Raw genomic sequence first — 16,523 nt, forward strand, 5'->3', positions numbered from 1 at the left:
TCCGCCTGTGTCGCCTGTCGGCGGCATTGCGGGCGTGAAGGGCGCAGTCACGCCGGTGCGGATATAATCCGCATGTCATGATCTGAAGGCCGGAAAATGGAGCTTGAAATTCTTCTTCGTCCACTGGTGGGGCAATCGCGCTGTGGCCAGGACATGATGTTCTCGCCCGAGTTCGACAGCGTTCAGGAGGCGCGTCGTTTCGATGACCCGTCTTTGAACCAGGGCGAGTGGGTGACGGCGCGCAAGGAGGCCGACTGGCCTGCGGTCGTGTCCTCGTGCACGCAATTGCTCGCTGCGCGCACCAAGGATCTCAGGGTTGCGGTGTGGCTGGTGGAGGGGCTCGCGAAAACCCGGGGTGTCGCCGGGCTTGCCGATGGCTACAGCCTTCTTGCTCAGTTGTGCGAGCAGTACTGGCCCGACATCCATCCGCTGCCGGATGAGGGGGATCAGGCCTTGCGCGTGGGGAGTCTGACCTGGCTGCTGGGTCAGTCGGTGCGGATGGTCGCAGCGTTGCCGCTGACGGCGTCCGCGCCTGAGGTCTATACGGGGATCGACCTTGAACGCGTCCGTGCAGTGAGCCGCGAGGTCGAGCGCAATCCTGCTCAGGCCGAGGCGATTCTGCGTGATGCGCCGCTGACCCCTGCCGCATTCGATGCCGCGCGAAGCGAAACGCCCGCAGCCTTCTATCGCAGCAGTAGTGAACATGCCGGGCGTGCGCTGGACGCGCTCGATGCACTGCAGCGCGTGATCGACGGCCACCTCGGCGCGGAGGGGCCAAGCTTCGAGTCTGCACGGGAGGCGCTCCAGACGCTGATCGCCACCCTGCGCCGGTTCGCGCTGGAAGCGGGGGACGGGGACGCGCCTGAAACAGGGCTGGCGGAAGGTGCTGGCGACGGGGCTGCGGATGGGTGTAGGCCGGTGAATACGCCTACGCCTGCCACGCCTGTGGCCGGCGGACCGGCCATCCGCAGCCGGACGCAGGCGCTCGCTCAGTTGCGCGAGGTGGCGTCCTTCTTCCGTCATACCGAGCCCCATAGTCCGGTGGCCTATCTTGCGGACAAGGCCGCGCACTGGGGGGAGATGTCCCTGCTTGAATGGTTGCGGGCGGTTGTCAGTGACGACGGGACACTGTCTCGGGTCGAGGAAATGCTCGGGGTGAAGGATGGTGGAGTGAGGACTGACGGCAGAGGCTGATCAGCGGCCGATCCTGAACTCGATGCGCCGGTTTCGCGCCCGCCCCTCCGGGCTTGCATTGTCCGCAACCGGCCGGTCCGGGCCGGCGCCCAGCGCGGCAATGTAATCCGCTGCAACACCCCTCACAACGAGGTAGTCGCGCACGGCGTTGGCGCGCTCCAGACTCAGGCCGATGTTGGCAAGGCGATTGCCTGCACTGTCGGTATGCCCGACCACCTGAACGTGAGGCGTATCGAGACTCACGATGCTGGCCGCCATCTCGTCGAGCAGCAGACGGCCATGGGCTGTTAGCACCGCCGATCCGCTCTCGAACTCGACAACGCGGTCGGCAAGGGTCTGATCGAGCACGGCCTGAGCGTTCGCGCCGACCACCAGTGCGTTATTGACGACGTAGGCGGGGGTGAGCGAGGCCGCCGTGGTGCTGGCGATCTGTTGCCGCAGGGCTTCGTTGGCGACCTTGCCACGCAGGGTGACCCGTGTGCCGATGACCTGCAGTTGCCCCTGGTGAACCTGCTTGAGATCCGGGTTCAGCAAGCGTTTTACGTGAGTGCTCCAGTTGGGTGGGGGCGTGACCCCGCCCACCTGCAAGCGATCGACTACCCGCTCCGTACCGTAGAGGGCGCGCGCACTTGCCACAAGGGCGGCGCGCGAGGCTTCGTCGGGGACGGTGCCGCTGAGAACCACCGGCGTCCCCGATACGGGTAGTGCTGGCTGTGCGAGGCAGGAAAATGGGTAGATCGCGAGCGCGAAGCCGATGCCGGCGAGCAGTCTGGTGATCGTGTTCATGATCCGGTAAAGACCTCCTTGAACGTGATCAGCGCGGATTCAAGCGTGATCGCGGGTTGCGCAAGATAGCTGGAGAGCCGTGCGACCCCGCGATCTGCAGAGAGGTCGGGATGCCGGTCTATCCATTCGGGGTCGTCGAGGACAATCATGTGTTCCTCGAGGCTCGGGGGTGAGAGCAGGCTCAGCAGTGGCCGTGGCGAGGCACCGGTAAAGCCGATCAGCATGCGCTCCTGGCCATTGATTCGACCCAGAAGCAGTTGCAGCTCGCAGGCTGTTTCGCTCAGCAGCACGGTGACGAGGAACAACCACAGGGCAGCCACGCGGTTGCGTTCGCATGCGTTGGCGGGCAAAGGGAGACAAAGCCCTTTTTCGATCTTGAGGGTGCTGCGGCCGAGAAGGGGGCGCATCAACAGGCCTATGGCAAGAATCTGGCGCCGAACGGATTGAGGCGATGCGGGGGCGCCGAGGTTTGCGGCGAGCTGGCCGAGGGTGGTGTTGCGCACATAGGTGTCGAGCGGCCGGCGCTTGAGTGCATGCTCGATGCTGGCGGCGCAATCGAGGAAGGAGAGCTCTCCAAGCGCATCGGTGGGCGTGGCCGCGTTGCATGCTTGGCCGACGACGCGGCGCAGGATGCCCCATAGCGCGGTGAAGCCGACTGGACCACAGCGAAAGGGGAGCGGGTCGTCGCGTTCGACCGCTGCCGCAGCAATGAAGGGGAAGCGCCGTCCGGCTGCATCGCGGCTCGGCTTGAGGTGCCCGACGACGGAGAGTCGGCTCTGAGCTCCGACAAAGGCAAAGTCCAGCGCCGGGGCGTTGTCGAACAGCAGCTTCCAGCGCGGGTTCTCCGCAAAGGCTTCCATGCAGGCGGATGTCCAGCGGTCGAGCAGCGCGATCAACTGCATCTGGTTGCCGCCTCTGATGAAATCGCCGCGCGCAGGCAGCTTGCCGAAATAGCTGACTCCGCAGACCGGTTCGACGCTCATTTCATGACCACCCGGGCAACCGCGGAGCGGCCTGTGGAGGAGGACTCAGGCGTTGCCGCAGGGTCGATGCCTGCAACACGTTGCGGCAAGTGACTGCCCAGCCCTTCCCGCGGCGTTGCGCCATTACCGGCCTGCGCCTGAGCACTGCTGATGATGCGCAAACCGACGCTTAGCTTCAGTTCGTCTGTGCCCCATGACAGCGTGAACGAGCCGTCGGGTTGGCGTATTCGTTGTGCGGAGTTGATCAACTTCTCGAGACCGAAGCGGCCGGCGAAAGCTGCGACTTCGACGGTGCTGCCGTCGAAGCGTGTGGCCACGATGCGCGCGCCCGGGTTGGCGTCGGGATTGGGCCAGATGAAGGTCGCCCACTGCGCCGCGCCGTTGCGGTATTGCAGGCGTTGCCCGTCGATTTCGATCAGGTATCCGGTGCTGCCGGGGACGGGGTGCGGCATCAGCATGAAGGTGGTTTGCGGGGCGCTGTCGGCGGAAGACGCAGCAGCACCTTCAAGTGCGCCGACCCAGCGCGGGAAACCGGCAATCAGCTCGGGCTGCAGGCGAATGCCGAGATCCCCCCATGTGCGTGGTGCAATCGTGTTGCCCCTGCGCACCACGAGCGCAGCCATCGCGCCGTCTATGTAGTGCGCAATCGCCCCATCCGGGCCGAATATCTGCGCGATCTCCGCCGGTGTGGCTTCGAGATCGCCTTCAGCGGAGAACGGGTATTTGACGGCCAGGCGGCGGGTGAAGGGCTCATGAACCTGTGCCAGCCAGATGCGGTTGAGCTCGTCCTCTGCTGGGCGGGCACTTGCGGCAAAGGTCTGCAGCAGTGGGCGGACCAGCAAGGGCCGGAGCGCTGCGCGCTGGCCGTCAGCGATGCCTGCGAGCATCTGCTCGTCCACGAAGCGCAAGGTGGTGGCGAGTTCCGATTCTCCGTCATCGAGGGTGTCGCGAATGAGCTTGATCGAACCTGGTCCGGGGTCGCCCTGATTGGCGATCTGGTTCAGCCTTGAGCGAAGCTGTGACAGTTGCAGCAGATAGCGCTCAAGCAGGCTTCCGCCGTTATCGCGCGCAGCCAACAGCCTGTCTACGCCGGCAAACGCCTCTCCGAGCTCACCTCGCGATAGCGGCATGCCCGGCGGCGAAACCGGGACATCGGGAGTGTCGCTTGCGACAGGTGTGCGCAGAATTGCGCGTCTGAACCACTCGCCGACCCCATCCGCTGCTTGCGCCTGACCGGCGCCGGCAGCGGATGGGTTGTCCCACGCGGTCTGTGCGTGGACCGTGCGCATCAGCTGTCCGATTGGCGAGCGCTGAGGATCGCCGAGACGGTCCATTGCCGCAACGGCCATGGGGAAACCGTCGAAAGTGCTGATGCTGACACCTTGCAGCAATTGCGCCCATGCCGCCGCATACTCCTGCTTGTACATCGTGGTGAGGGTGTTGCGGATCTGTGCGGGGCTGCCCTGGAGCGTAAGGTCGTCATGGCGGGCGCTCTGCAATACCCAGTCCGTGCTTTGCAACTCGCCTGTTGCCGCATCGTCAATGGCCTGTCTGACGTATGCCTTCCACGCGTCGTGCGTGAATGCACCCGACACGACGTGGCTACCGGCGAGCAGGCTGTCGTTGCCTGCCCCGGTCAGGCCGGCGATGCTGACCGCCGGGAAGCGCGTCGACGCGCGCGTCCTGATGTCGGCATAGATGCGCTCGGTCGCGGGCAGCCCGCGGACGACCTTGCGCAGGCGTTCACGCACCTGGTCGGCCAGCACCAGATTGCTTTCGATCAGCGGCCATTCGGGTTTGCCGGTGTGGGCGAGATGAAACGAGAGAATCTTCCCCGCCCTGCGGATCATCTCTTCGCGCTCCATTGTCCCGCGGTTTTCCTCCAGCCATTCGCGCCAGATCCGTGTCAGATGGTCCGAGAGATGGCCTGCGTCGAGGTGCTCCCGGCTTGCGAGCATGAGATAGGTCTTGAGTGCCTTGTAGGCGTCTTCGACGCTGGACGGACTTGCGCTCACATATGGACCTCCGCCGCGGGGCGCGGGACTTGCTGCGGGATCGTGCGCGACCTGACCCGGCTCGCCCTGGAAAGTGCTGACCTCGGTGAGGAAGGCTTCAAGCTGCTCGCGCACCGGCGTCAGCAGGACGCTGCGAATGCCGGCGTGATATTCGTCGAAAAGTTTGGCCTTCAGTGCCTCGCCTTGATAGAGACCCAGCCCAAGTGAAAGTGGGCGATTGTGGTCGAAGTCCTCAAGCTGGGCGATGCGATCCTGAATGAGTTCGAGTGCGGCCAAGCGGGATTGCAGGCCGGTACTGTCCGCCTGCATTGCGGTGGCTCTTTCGAGGTCGGCGGTCACGGCAGCGACCAGGCTGCGATTGTTCGAATACGACCAGCTCCAGCCGCCAAAGATCAGTCCGAGTGCCGCGATGGCCCCGATGATCGCGACCTGACGCACCCGGGCTTGCCGCGTCCCGGAATACTGCCGTACGAGCTGTCTGTCGGCGAAGACCACCTGCGAGAACAGGTCGCGGAGAAAGAATCCGTTGCGCGATCCAACCCGCTCGGGAAGCGGGCCTTCGCCCTTGAGCGCAAAGCGCGTTTCGACCTTGCGGTCGGAGAGGCTGAGCGCCTCACCGCTTTGCAGGGCGGAGGTGAAATAGAAACCGCGGAATACCGGCTCGAACTGATAGGGGTTGTCCTCGAACAGCGTCGCGATGAATACCTTCAGCGCGGGTTTCACTGCTGCAAATTCCAGCGGAAAGGCGAGCATGCCAGGCGGCATGCGTTCGCCCTGGGCCCGTGCCATCTGGGCTACACCAAGTTCGCGAAGTCCTTCGTGAAGGATGTCGAAGTGGCGGTCGAAGAGGTCGATGGCGCTGTCGCGACCTGTCCTGGTGCAGGGCAGGGTGGCGCCCCACACCCTGTCACGTTCGTTCCAGTCCAGATCCTGAAAGAAATCGTTGAAGCCCGCGATCAGGTCCGCCTTTGTGAACATGACGTAGGCCGGCGCGAAAACCTGCAGGCGCTCGGTAAGCTCCTGAACCCGCTGCCTCAGGCTACGGGCGAGGGAGATGGCGAACTCTGGCGGGTTCGAGCTGAGCTCGGCAATGCTTGCGGTGATGATGATGCCGTTGATCGGCGCAAGCGGGCGATGCTTCCTGAGCTGCGAAAGGAAGTACAGCCATTCCTGTCTGTCGTCTTCGTAGACCGAGTAGCGGCCTGCGGTGTCGAGCAGGATGCCTTCGGTGGTGAAGAACCAGTCGCAGTTGCGGGTGCCGCCGATGCCCTTGACCACGCTGCCGGTACCGTCTTCGAACGGAAACTGGAGCCCGGAATTGATGATGGCCGAGCTCTTGCCGGCAGCGGGATTCCCGATCGTGATGTACCACGGCAATTCATACAGTGCCGAGCGACCGGACACGCGACCCAGTTTCGAACGCTTGATGGTGGCCACGGCCTCCTGCATGCGCTGGCGCAGGGTTTCCTGTTCGAGCCGGGCCCCGGCAGTCGTGCCGGCCTGCCTATCGACTGGCTGATCCAGCATCTCGTGCAATGCATCAGCGCGCTGGCGCGCCTTTCGCCTGCGCAGAAACGAGGCCAGCACCCAGGCTGAAACAAGTACGACGCCGGCTGCAATCGCCCAGGATGAAGGAATTCCGAACATGTCCGCAGAGAAGACGAGGAAAGCGCCCAGGGCGACAAACCCGAGCAGGGAAAGAAATCGTGCGTCTGTGACGGTTGCGCGCAATCGGGACATGGATTCAGCTTTGGTCATCCGTGGGAGGGTGGAGGGTGTTGCCGGCGGTGCGCGGCCTGCGGTCGTGCGGGGAGGGACGGCGTAATTCGACATGACCGAAGTCCTTCAGGGTCCAGCGTCCGCCCCAGGTGAGCCCGAGTTCTTCAGCGATGTGACCGAAGCGTACGTAGGCCTGCATCGCCCACGGGTCGCGCTCGGATATCACGAGGCGGCCTTCGCGCAGGAATGCGTAATCGGCAGCCAGTCCGTACTGGTGGTAGCTCTGGTACGCCGCTGCCCGGGTAATGCTGCCACCGAGAGCTGCCAGCTGATCCTGTCGGGCAGGGCTCCGATAGCCTTCGATCAGCACCGTTTCGTAGCCATGCCGGTCGCGCATGAGCGTGAATGCAGCGAGCAGGCGCTGCCGGAACTCGGTATCTAGGCGCTTCCAGTCGCGGTTCGCATCCGTAGTGGTCGGCCGCAGGAGCTCGACCTCGCGGGACGCGAAGATGTCGGGCGGCAATGGCGGTGGTGGCAAGAGCTGCTCACCTGTGAGCAGCGCGGCAATTCGGCTTTCGGAGGCCGGGTTTCCGGCCTGTTCAGGGAGGGGCAATGGCGCATTGAAGTGCGGTATGAGCAGGGCGGGGGCGCCCGTCAGGACGAGCGCAGCGAGCGTGAAGGCCACGCGGCGTCGAATGAGCATGCCCGCTGTGAGCAATCGTTCGATGGCGAGTTTCCATACTTTTCCAGCCTTCAAGCGCCCGGCCTGCCATGGTCTGGTGATTCCACGCATCAGCGGCGGCACCCACCCGAACAGGGTGCGCCGAAGCGAGGCGAACGCAAGCAGGCTGACTGCAGTGGCAATGCTCAGAAAGCAGGCGGACAGGACCAGGGTCATTGCATGTTTGACTGGTGGGCGCACCGGGACGACCGGCGCGAGGGCTAAGAAAAAACTTTTCCGGTGATGACTGGATTCAGATTTTAAGACATTAGAATGTGCAAATGGCATAAGTTGATACAAAAAAATGACAAAAGGATGGATTGAGGGTGGCCGATCTGGCCCGACCCTCGTCGCGAACGGCGTGCGGACAATGAGCGCCGCGCCTTTCAGCATTCTCGACGGCTTGGCGCCGCCCCCACGGGTTTCCACTTGCAGGGTGCGCTGGCGTGTATTGCCGCGAGCCGCTCTGGTCACATTGGGGTTCGTGCTTCTGGCGCTCGCTTTCCGGCTGGGGATGATCTACATGGCGAGCGGGAGCGAGGGGAGGGTATCGCCGGCGGGGGGCGCAGCGGCTGCGGATCGCATGGTGAGCGCAGTGGTGGGCGTGGCGGCCAGTGATGGCTGCGGAGCACCTGTGCCGGCAGGCGGCGCGGTGGTCGTCGATGCGACGGCTGCGTGCGTTGCTGCGCGGGCGTACGGCCCACAAAGTCTAACCGTCGATGGCGGCGCGGCGACGATTCGGGTGTTGCCTGCGACGCAAGGGGGCGACGACAGGCTGCTGCCGGATGCATCCGGGGGCAGTGCATTGCAGGCGGCTGTGGCGACAGAAAATGGATCTGCGACGAAGGGGGCGCGGCAGAGCGCTGAACAGAAGCGGCGTGAAGCGAAAAAGGCGGACAAAAAAGCAGGCAACAAGACGATGGCCCGCGCCGCAACAAGCAGGCGCGATCACGATGTCGACATCATTGCAGCGATTGTTGAAGCGACAAAACCGGCGCCGTGAGCGTAAGGGCGAGCGCCGTGGTCTTGTTCTGAGTGCAAAAGATACGCCGTTGTGCATCCTCCGGCGCAGCTAGTGAGTCTTACTCGAAACTCGGCAATTCCGGCTTTACGACAGGCTTTCCTGCTGCAGCCCAGGCATCGAAGCCGCCCGAGATCGATTTCACGTCAAGATAGCCCATGTCGGCGAGAGCACACGCCGCCAGCGCAGCGCGGCCGCTGGTCTTACAGTAAACGACAATCTTGAGGTCGCGGGAGGCGAGCTCGGGCATGTTGCTGAGCTTGAATTCGAGCATGCCGCGAGAGATGTGGACCGCGCCCGGGATGTGGCCGGATGCGTATTCCTCAGTCTCGCGGACATCGATCAGAATATCCGCGTCCCGAATCGCCTGGTCGGCGTTCTCAAGCGGGGTTTCCTGAACTCTGGCTTTGGCTGCGGTAACGAGGTCGTGCGCGGTTTTCATCGTGATTGATTCCGGTATCTTGAGGATGTTTTCGTGTTGCGTGCCTGCCTGGCGCGAGGGCTGGCGGGCGCGGGGAGTCTGGTCAGGCACGTGTTCAGCGGGGTGCGTTTTCGTCCGGCAGCTTGTAGCCGTCGGCAATATAGCCGGGGCCCTTCATGACGAAAACAATAAAACAGAAGATGGCGACTGTCAGCACGACGGTCCAGTGCAGCACGACGGCGGCAATTACCCAGATGTCGACCATCTGCAACGCGCGAAGCGTGTCGTCGGTCTTGTCACCCCACCAGGCCAGACGCGCAACGAGTGAAATGCTCACGCATGCGGCCGTGCCGGCAAGCGCGATCATTGGCAGTTTGCGCAAAACTGAGCGCTCCTGACCTGCAGGTTCGATGCGCGATCCGGGCAGGCGCTTCCAGCTTTTCTTCGTCATGGTCTGTCCTGGTTATGTGCGGACGTTTCGTGCTCGGCGCATTTCAGCATTGCGGCATTATATAAGCAAACGATGATTGTGTTCGCTGCGAAGCGCGACCCGTACACAGGAGACGGCGCGGTCAAGCCAAAAGTTCTGTGCTGTGCATCACATTGCGTTCAGTGCTTGAAACGACCGCGGTATTGTCGGCAATCGGGCCCCCTGCGGCGTAGCTCGGGTAGAATGCAGTCTTCAAGCCGAACAGCCCGCTGCATCATGACAACCGAAACACCCTCCGCGAAACCCGCTCTAGAACCCCGTGCCCTGTTGCAGAAGTTGCAGGAGCAGTCGCCGACGTTTCGCGATTGCAAGCCTCTGGCAATTCGCATCGATACCAATATTCTCGAACGCTTCCCCGAGTTCGAGAAAAAGACCCTGCGCACTGCGCTGCGCATGCACACGGCGTCCACCCGGTATCTGAAAGCGATGGAGAAAGCGACAGAGCGCTTTGACTTCGAAGGCAACGTTGCCGGGGAGGTGACCGAGGAGCAGCGTGCGCACGCTTCGGCAACGCTCAAGGAGCGTTTTGCTGCGGCTGCCAAGCAGCAACGGGCGAAGCGCGAAGCCGAGGAGGCCGAGCGCAAGCGCGAAGAAGCAGAGCGTCGTCGCGGCGAGAAGCTTCAGCAGTTGATGACGAAATTCGGAAAATGATGTCACCCGGCCGCCTTCTCCCCGCTGCAGCAATGGTCGCCGTGCTCGTCGCGAGCGCGCCGGCGAATGCGGAGCGGGTCGGGGAGGTGTCTACGGTGTGGAAGCTGATCGGCCCCAACCACAAGGTGGTTGTCGAAGCCTATGACGACCCGCGTGTGGAAGGCGTCACCTGCTACGTCTCCCGCGCCAAGACCGGTGGCCTGTCTGGCGCGGTCGGGCTCGCAGAGGATCTGTCCGAGGCCTCGATCGCCTGCAGGCAGGTTGGTGCAATTCGCTTCCGTGAGCCGATCCCGCAGCAGGAAGAGGTCTTCTCCGAGCGACTGTCGGTGCTGTTCAAGCGCCTGCAGGTTGTACGAATGGTAGACGCCCGCCGCAACGTACTGGTGTATCTCACCTACTCGGACAAGCTGGTTGATGGCAGCCCCAAGAACAGCGTGACCGCTGTTGCCGTCGATGGCGGTACGCCGATTCCATTGAGCCGCTAAACCCGCCTTTCTTCGGCGGGCTTCCTCAGGTTTACCACAGGCTGCGCTCCTGCCCGGGACGCGTGCGCAACAGCCATGCGCCTGTGGCACCTGCCAGCGCCATCGCGATTGCGCCGCCGGTGTTTCCGGTTCCCAGCATCAGTCCAGCCAGCAGACCAAAGCCCATCAACAGTCGATTGATTTTCGGTTCCATCGTCTCTCTCCTTGTGGGGAAATGAGACAGGGCTGTGCGCTGTCTCGATAACTGTAAGTTTATACAGTTAGTCGAAAAATGGAAGTGCTTTCTGTCGTCAGAGGCATGCGCGCCACTGGCGCTGCGCGCGAGTTCGGCTATAATCCGCGACCTGATGTGTTGCCCTTGTAGCTCAGTTGGTAGAGCAGCGGTTTTGTAAACCGAAGGTCGCGGGTTCGACTCCTGCCGGGGGCACCAATAGATTCAAGCGCTTAAGCCAGTTCCGTGGAACTGGCTTTTTTGCGTCCTGCGCCCTTGGGCGGGTGCGAAGCGCGTCGCGCTCGCTATAAGAATGGTTTGGCCCCGTTGAACCAGTTCCCTGCCAGGCGAACGACACCTGTACGAGGCGTCGTACCCATACCCCGTCAGCGAAACACGCACCGCCTCCTCTCCGCGCCTCCGCGTGAGTCATGCTCTTCCGGTGGTCTGAAGCATCTCCCTGCAGAAGCATTCTGCACGCGGAACCGCGGAGCCGCGGAGGGCGCGGAGGGGCAGTGTTGATCGTGCTCGCTACTTGCGCAGCAGCCGCAAACCGTTGCCGACGACCAGCAGGCTGGCGCCCATGTCGGCGAAGACGGCCATCCACATCGTGCTCATGCCGACGACGGTGAGTGCCAGAAACACGGCCTTGATGCCCAGCGCCAGCGCGATGTTCTGCACCAGCAAGGTGTGGGTGGATTGCGACAGGCGGACGAAGGTCGCGATCTTGCTCAGGTTGTCGTCCATCAGGGCGACGTCGGCGGTCTCGATCGCGGTATCGGTGCCCATCGCGCCCATGGCAAAGCCGATGTCGGCACGCGCCAGTGCCGGCGCGTCGTTGATGCCGTCACCAACCATGCCCACGGTGCCCCTGGCGGCCAGCTCTTCCACGGCCTTGAGTTTGTCCTCGGGGAGCTGGTTGCCGCGGGCCTCGTCGATGCCGACCTGTTGTGCGATTGTGCTGGCGGTGTGCGGGTTGTCGCCGGTGAGCATCACGGTTTTCACGCCGAGACGGTGCAGTGCGTCGATGGCGGCGCGGCTGCTGTCCTTCACCGTGTCTGCGACCGCAAGCAGGGCGAGTACCTGAAGATCGTCGAACAGTACGACCACCGACTTTCCGGCTTGCTCCAGTGCGTCGAGCCGTGCTTCCAGTGCTGGCGAGCAGCGTCCGAGGTCGTGCACCAGACGATGATTGCCCAGCACGTAGCGCGCGCCGTCGATCATGCCGCGAACGCCTCGACCGGGAAGGGCCTCGAACGCGTCGACGTCCATGAGTGCGATATGGTCGTCTTCGGCCGCCTTTGCGAGCGCTTGCGAGACCGGGTGGTCCGAGCGTGCTGCCAGACTCGCAGCCAGGCGGCGGCAGCTTTCGCTGTCGATCGTGCCAAGGCATTCGAAGTCGGTCTGCACTGGCTTGCCGTGGGTGAGGGTGCCTGTCTTGTCGAGGGCGAGCCACTTCAGTTTGCGTCCTTCCTCCAGGTACACACCGCCCTTGATTAGGATGCCGTGACGCGCTGCTGCAGCGAGTCCGCTGACGATGGTGACCGGGGTCGAGATCACCAGTGCGCAGGGGCAGGCAATGACAAGCATCACCAGTGCCTTGTAGACCCAGTCGTACCAGTGTCCGCCCATCAGCAGCGGGGGCAGGATCGCGACACCGATGGCAATCGCAAACACGATTGGCGTATAGACGCGGGCAAAGCGGTCGACAAAGCGCTGCGTCGGTGCTCTGGCGCCTTGGGCTTCCTCGACCGCGTGAATGATGCGGGCGAGGGTGGTGTTGTTCGCGGCTGCGCTGACCCGGTATTCGAAGGCACCGGATTCGTTGATGGTGCCCGCGAAGATGCTGTCGCCGACGGACTTGTCCACCGGCAGGCTCTCACCGGTGATCGGCGCCTGATTGACCGTGGAACGTCCGTTGACGATTTCGCCGTCGAGCCCGATGCGCTCGCCCGGCCGGACGCGGACCACGCAGCCCACGGTTGCGGCAGATGCTGCCACCTGCTGCCAGCTGCCGTCAGCCTGCTGCACGGTTACGGTGTCAGGCGTGAGTTGCATCAGGCCTTTGATGGCGTTGCGCGCCCGGTCGAGCGAGCGGGCCTCGATCAGCTCGGCAATCGTGAACAGCACCATCACCATCGCCGCTTCCGGCCATTCGCCCAGAAGGAGCGCGCCGGTGACCGCAATGCTCATCAGGGCATTGATGTTCAGGTTGCCGTTGCGAATTGCGACCCAGCCCTTTTTGTACGTGCCCAGGCCGCAAACGGCGATGGCGGCAATCGCAAGCACGGCCGGCACAGGGCCAGGCAGACTCATCCAGTCGGCGATTTCAGACGCGAGTGCCGCAGCGCCTGCGAGTGCCAGCGGCCACCAGGGGGCGCGTGGCGTGTCGGCAACCGGCGCGGGCTGCTCGCCCGTGGCGGGCAGCTCCGGTTCGAAACCGAGCGAGCGGATGGCCTCCATGACCGGATCGAGTGCGTTCGGCGCGTGCACCACGGTGAGTACCCGCTGCATCAGGTTGAACTCCATGGTGCTGACGCTTGCCATGGCGCCCAGCTTCTTGCGGATCAGTGCCTCTTCGGTGGGGCAGTCCATCTGCATGATGCGGATCGAGGTGCGGATGCCTTCAGCTGTGGCAGCAGGCGCAGCCAGCGCGCCGAGCTGGACGAGGGCCGGTGCGCAGCAATCGGCACCTTCCGCACAATGGCTGTGGGCATTTCCGTGAGCATGTTCGTGCTCATGTGCGTGTGCGCGCTCAGTGGGTTTTTCCGGTTTGTGGTCGCAGCAGCTCGACATGGCTGAGCCTCATCATTCGTCGTATGCTTGCATTCGACACCTTGAAGCCACTTCAGGGTCAAGCGTTTTGAGGAGGTCGCATGAAGATTGGCGAACTGGCGAGTGCGGCGAACTGCACAACCGAAACCATCCGCTACTACGAGAAGGAAGGCCTGCTGCCGGAGGCCGAACGCAGCGCAAGCAACTACCGCAGCTATGGTTCGGCTCACCTCGAGCGCTTGCGCTTCATCCGCAACTGCCGTGCGCTTGACATGACGCACGACGAGATTCGGGCCCTGCTCACGCTGATGGACGGTCCGCTGGATGGCTGTGGTGCAGTCAATACCCTGCTCGACGATCACATCGGTCATGTGGAAGCCCGCATTGAGGAGTTGGAGCAACTGAAGCAGCAACTGAGCACGCTCAGACAACAATGCCAGACCGAGCAGGGGCTGGACGCCTGCGGCATCCTGCGCGGGCTGGCGGCGATGGAGACGACGCCAACCGGCAAGCGGCACACCCACCTGGGATAGCCTTTTCAGGCCCGCGCTGACCGCGGTTCGCACCTGGCCCGAGCGCGGTGCGGACGCCAGCAAGTGTGGGGTGCGTACAATGCGCGGTATCACTCCCGACTTTCGAGGTGCCGGTCATGTCGATTCATTCTTCCCGTGCGTCCTGGTCCTGGCTGAATCTTGCGCTCGTCCTGCTGCTCGCGCTGTCGATCGGTGGTTGCGCCAGCGTGGTGGATCGTGATCCGGTGCGGATCAACGTGGTGGGGATGGAGCCGCTGCCCGGGGTGGGAATGGAGATCCGTTTCGGCCTCAAGCTGCGGGTGCAGAACCCCAACGACGACGCGATTGATTTCGACGGCGTGGCGCTCGAACTCGAGCTCAACGGCAAGCCGTTTGCGACCGGCGTGAGCGACGCGCAGGGCAGTGTGCCGCGTTATGGGGAAGCGGTGATCGTGGTGCCGGTGACGGTGTCGGCCATTTCCTTCGTGCGTCAGGCAATGGGCATGGCCGAGGGGGAACCGGCTGACAGCGTGCCGTACGTGCTGAGCGGCAAGCTGGGCGGCGGTCTGTTTCGCGGCATGCGGTTTCGCGACGAGGGCAAGCTGAGCCTGCCAGGAACCGCGACACCACCCAAGTCCAACTAGTTGGCAGCAGGCCCCTCAGCGCACCACTTCGCCGGCCTTCAATGCTTCCACGATCTCGGCGGCGGCTACCGGCTTCTGGAAATAGTAGCCCTGTACCTCGTCACATCCGGCGGCGCGCAGATAGATGAGCTGTTCGCGGGTCTCAACGCCTTCGGCGATCACGGTCAGGCCCAGGTTGTGGCCGAGCGCGATGGTCGACGCGACAATGGCGGCGTCGTTGCTCTGGTTGCGGATGTCGCTGATGAAGCTGCGATCGATCTTGATGACGTTGATCGGCAGCCGCTTGAGGAAGCTCAGGCTGGAGAAGCCGGTGCCGTAGTCATCGAGTGCAATCTTCAGTCCGAGCCCGGACAATGCCTCAAGCGCCTGGCGGGGGCGTTCGAAGTCCTCGACAACGCAGCGTTCGGTGATTTCGATCTCGAGCAGGTTCGCAGGAATACCGTAGTCGCTCACGACCTCGCGGATGTAATTGACAAAGGTCTGGTCGCGCAACTGCTTGGGTGACACGTTGATCGCCACGGGTACCACCTTGATGCCCTCAGCCAGCCACGCTGCGATCTGGCGGCAGGTTTCGCGCAACACCCAGTTGCCGAGCTCGACCACGAGGCCCTCCTGCTCGGCGTAGTCGATGAATTCACCGGGAAAAACCAGTCCCCGCTCCGGGTGTTGCCAGCGGATCAGGGCTTCCAGGCTGGTGATGCGATAGCCGTTGAGCGAGATGCGCGGCTGGTAGTGAAGAATGAACTCTCCCCCCATGATTGCGCGCCGGAAGCGGCTGCTGAGGTCGGCCTGGAGGACTGAGCGCGAATTGAGTGTCGGGTCGTAGAAGCGGAAGCACCCGCGCCCGGCACGCTTGGCTTCATACATCGCCGAGTCGGCATTGCGCATCAGCGCGTCGAGGTCGAGCCCGTCGCGCGGATGCACTGCGATGCCGATGCTCGGTCGCATTTCGAGTTCATGCTCCTCGATCTGCATGGGGAGGCCGATTTCCTCGATCAGCTTGTTGGCCACCCTGCCTGCATCGTCGAAGGACTCGAGTTCGGTCAGCAGTACCACGAACTCGTCGCCGCCGAGCCGGGCAACGATGTCCGCCTCGCGCACCGTGTTGCTCAGGCGCTGTCCCACGCCCTGCAGCAGAAGATCTCCAATGCGGTGCCCGAGCGTGTCGTTGATGAGTTTGAAGCGGTCGAGGTCGAGAAACATCATCACGAATGGCGCGTGGCTTCTTCGTGTTCTCGACAGGTGGCTGTTGGCCAGCTCGGAAAACAGCATGCGGTTGGGCAGGCCGGTGAGGTGATCGTAGGATGCGAGTTGATAGGCCGCCCCCTTTTCTTCGCGCAACTGGGTGTTCATCCGGGTCGCTTGCAGCAGAACCGCGCACTGATCGAAATGACGTCTGCGCCAGCGATCCACCAGAGCCACCAGAATGGCGGTGCCTGCAAGCAGCAGCAGGGTCAGGGCGCGAGCCAGTCCTGCGCGCACTTCGCCTTGTTCGGCGAGATGCAGTTCCCACACGCCAAGGATCTGCATGCCGCAGAACACGACGAGCCCAAGGCTTGCCAGCGACCACTCGTTGAACAGGCGACGCCCGGCCGCCGAGGCGGCCGGCTGTGCGGGCGTGGCAAGGATCTGATGCGGCTCGGTCGAAGTGGTCTTGGTCACGGAGTACGACTAAAGAATCAGGTGTTGACGTTGCGTGCGCTGTTGCGCCAAGCCCCTGATCCTCCGCCATCAAGATTGCACTTTCGTTAAACGTAATCGCACTGACACACAAACCGGATTTTCCTGTGATGATGGCGTGCTATCGCCGGCTCACCTCCCCAATGCTTGTCGGGTGAGGCTGTGCCCTGCAACGCGATGCCAACGGCCTGCCGCATTCTTTGGTACATTCGGGC

The 16,523-nt window shown here is 63.3% G+C and carries 15 protein-coding genes and 1 tRNA gene; 7 read left to right on the forward strand and 9 right to left on the reverse strand.

The genetic code is table 11. From position 1 onward, the window contains the following. The first annotated feature begins 96 nt into the window (after positions 1 to 96). Positions 97 to 1,194 (forward strand): type VI secretion system protein TssA, encoded by a 1,098-nt coding sequence (tssA, locus tag CEW87_RS14460; RefSeq protein WP_108974054.1) that lies wholly within the window; start codon positions 97 to 99, stop codon positions 1,192 to 1,194. Here tssA and CEW87_RS14465 read toward each other — a convergent pair whose 3' ends face one another. From CEW87_RS14465 to CEW87_RS14480, 4 genes are read right to left on the reverse strand one after another with little or no spacing between them, the layout of a single operon-like run. Beyond that, positions 1,195 to 1,980 (reverse strand): OmpA family protein, encoded by a 786-nt coding sequence (locus tag CEW87_RS14465; RefSeq protein WP_108974056.1) that lies wholly within the window; start codon positions 1,978 to 1,980, stop codon positions 1,195 to 1,197. It lies immediately after the preceding gene. Next, positions 1,977 to 2,963 carry a type VI secretion system-associated protein TagF gene (tagF, locus tag CEW87_RS14470; protein ID WP_108974058.1) on the reverse strand — a complete coding sequence of 329 codons (987 nt, stop codon included), beginning with the start codon at positions 2,961 to 2,963 and terminating at the stop codon, positions 1,977 to 1,979. Before tagF ends, CEW87_RS14465 begins: the two co-directional genes overlap by 4 nt. Continuing rightward, positions 2,960 to 6,718: a type VI secretion system membrane subunit TssM gene (gene tssM / locus CEW87_RS14475; RefSeq protein ID WP_108974060.1), complete on the reverse strand. Its 3,759-nt coding sequence runs from the start codon at positions 6,716 to 6,718 to the stop codon at positions 2,960 to 2,962. Before tssM ends, tagF begins: the two co-directional genes overlap by 4 nt. Before the next feature lie 4 nt (positions 6,719 to 6,722). Then, a complete protein-coding gene (locus CEW87_RS14480) occupies positions 6,723 to 7,595 on the reverse strand; it encodes a M15 family metallopeptidase (RefSeq protein ID WP_199917025.1) in 873 nt (290 codons plus the stop codon). Positions 7,596 to 7,788: 193 nt separating this feature from the next. On the opposite strand from CEW87_RS14480, the gene CEW87_RS14485 reads away from it, so the two are divergent. Continuing rightward, on the forward strand, positions 7,789 to 8,421 hold the full coding sequence (locus CEW87_RS14485) for a hypothetical protein (RefSeq protein ID WP_108974062.1): 633 nt from the start codon (positions 7,789 to 7,791) through the stop codon (positions 8,419 to 8,421). A gap of 79 nt (positions 8,422 to 8,500) precedes the next feature. Here the strand turns inward: CEW87_RS14485 and CEW87_RS14490 are convergent, their stop codons facing one another. Both CEW87_RS14490 and CEW87_RS14495 read right to left on the reverse strand, forming a co-directional pair. Continuing rightward, positions 8,501 to 8,881, reverse strand: a complete 381-nt coding sequence (locus tag CEW87_RS14490) for a rhodanese-like domain-containing protein (protein WP_108974064.1) — start codon at positions 8,879 to 8,881, stop codon at positions 8,501 to 8,503. A 94-nt stretch (positions 8,882 to 8,975) separates the two neighbouring features. Then, positions 8,976 to 9,311 carry a hypothetical protein gene (locus CEW87_RS14495; RefSeq protein WP_108974066.1) on the reverse strand — a complete coding sequence of 112 codons (336 nt, stop codon included), beginning with the start codon at positions 9,309 to 9,311 and terminating at the stop codon, positions 8,976 to 8,978. 255 nt (positions 9,312 to 9,566) lie between these two features. Between CEW87_RS14495 and CEW87_RS14500 the strand changes: the two genes are divergently transcribed. Then, a complete protein-coding gene (locus CEW87_RS14500; protein WP_108974068.1) occupies positions 9,567 to 10,001 on the forward strand; it encodes a ProQ/FINO family protein in 435 nt (144 codons plus the stop codon). A 32-nt stretch (positions 10,002 to 10,033) separates the two neighbouring features. Continuing rightward, positions 10,034 to 10,486, forward strand: a complete 453-nt coding sequence (locus CEW87_RS14505) for a CreA family protein (RefSeq protein ID WP_234421755.1) — start codon at positions 10,034 to 10,036, stop codon at positions 10,484 to 10,486. A gap of 31 nt (positions 10,487 to 10,517) precedes the next feature. On the opposite strand, the gene CEW87_RS22450 is transcribed toward CEW87_RS14505, so the two are convergent. Then, complete coding sequence (locus tag CEW87_RS22450) at positions 10,518 to 10,679, reverse strand: hypothetical protein (protein WP_159098169.1); 162 nt, start codon at positions 10,677 to 10,679, stop codon at positions 10,518 to 10,520. 161 nt (positions 10,680 to 10,840) lie between these two features. Between CEW87_RS22450 and CEW87_RS14510 the strand changes: the two genes are divergently transcribed. Continuing rightward, positions 10,841 to 10,916, forward strand: a tRNA-Thr gene (locus tag CEW87_RS14510). Positions 10,917 to 11,228: 312 nt separating this feature from the next. Here CEW87_RS14510 and CEW87_RS14515 read toward each other — a convergent pair. Continuing rightward, positions 11,229 to 13,298: a heavy metal translocating P-type ATPase gene (locus tag CEW87_RS14515; protein ID WP_234421756.1), complete on the reverse strand. Its 2,070-nt coding sequence runs from the start codon at positions 13,296 to 13,298 to the stop codon at positions 11,229 to 11,231. A gap of 275 nt (positions 13,299 to 13,573) precedes the next feature. Between CEW87_RS14515 and cadR the strand changes: the two genes are divergently transcribed. Continuing rightward, positions 13,574 to 14,005, forward strand: a complete 432-nt coding sequence (cadR, locus tag CEW87_RS14520) for a Cd(II)/Pb(II)-responsive transcriptional regulator (RefSeq protein WP_108974074.1) — start codon at positions 13,574 to 13,576, stop codon at positions 14,003 to 14,005. Positions 14,006 to 14,121: 116 nt separating this feature from the next. Further along, a complete protein-coding gene (locus tag CEW87_RS14525; RefSeq protein ID WP_108974076.1) occupies positions 14,122 to 14,628 on the forward strand; it encodes an LEA type 2 family protein in 507 nt (168 codons plus the stop codon). Positions 14,629 to 14,643: 15 nt separating this feature from the next. Here CEW87_RS14525 and CEW87_RS14530 read toward each other — a convergent pair whose 3' ends face one another. Then, complete coding sequence (locus CEW87_RS14530) at positions 14,644 to 16,290, reverse strand: putative bifunctional diguanylate cyclase/phosphodiesterase (protein WP_108974077.1); 1,647 nt, start codon at positions 16,288 to 16,290, stop codon at positions 14,644 to 14,646. Positions 16,291 to 16,523: the final 233 nt, after the last annotated feature.

The sequence above is a fragment of the Parazoarcus communis genome, from assembly GCF_003111665.1.
GTDB classification, from domain to species: Bacteria; Pseudomonadota; Gammaproteobacteria; order Burkholderiales; family Rhodocyclaceae; genus Parazoarcus; species Parazoarcus communis_B.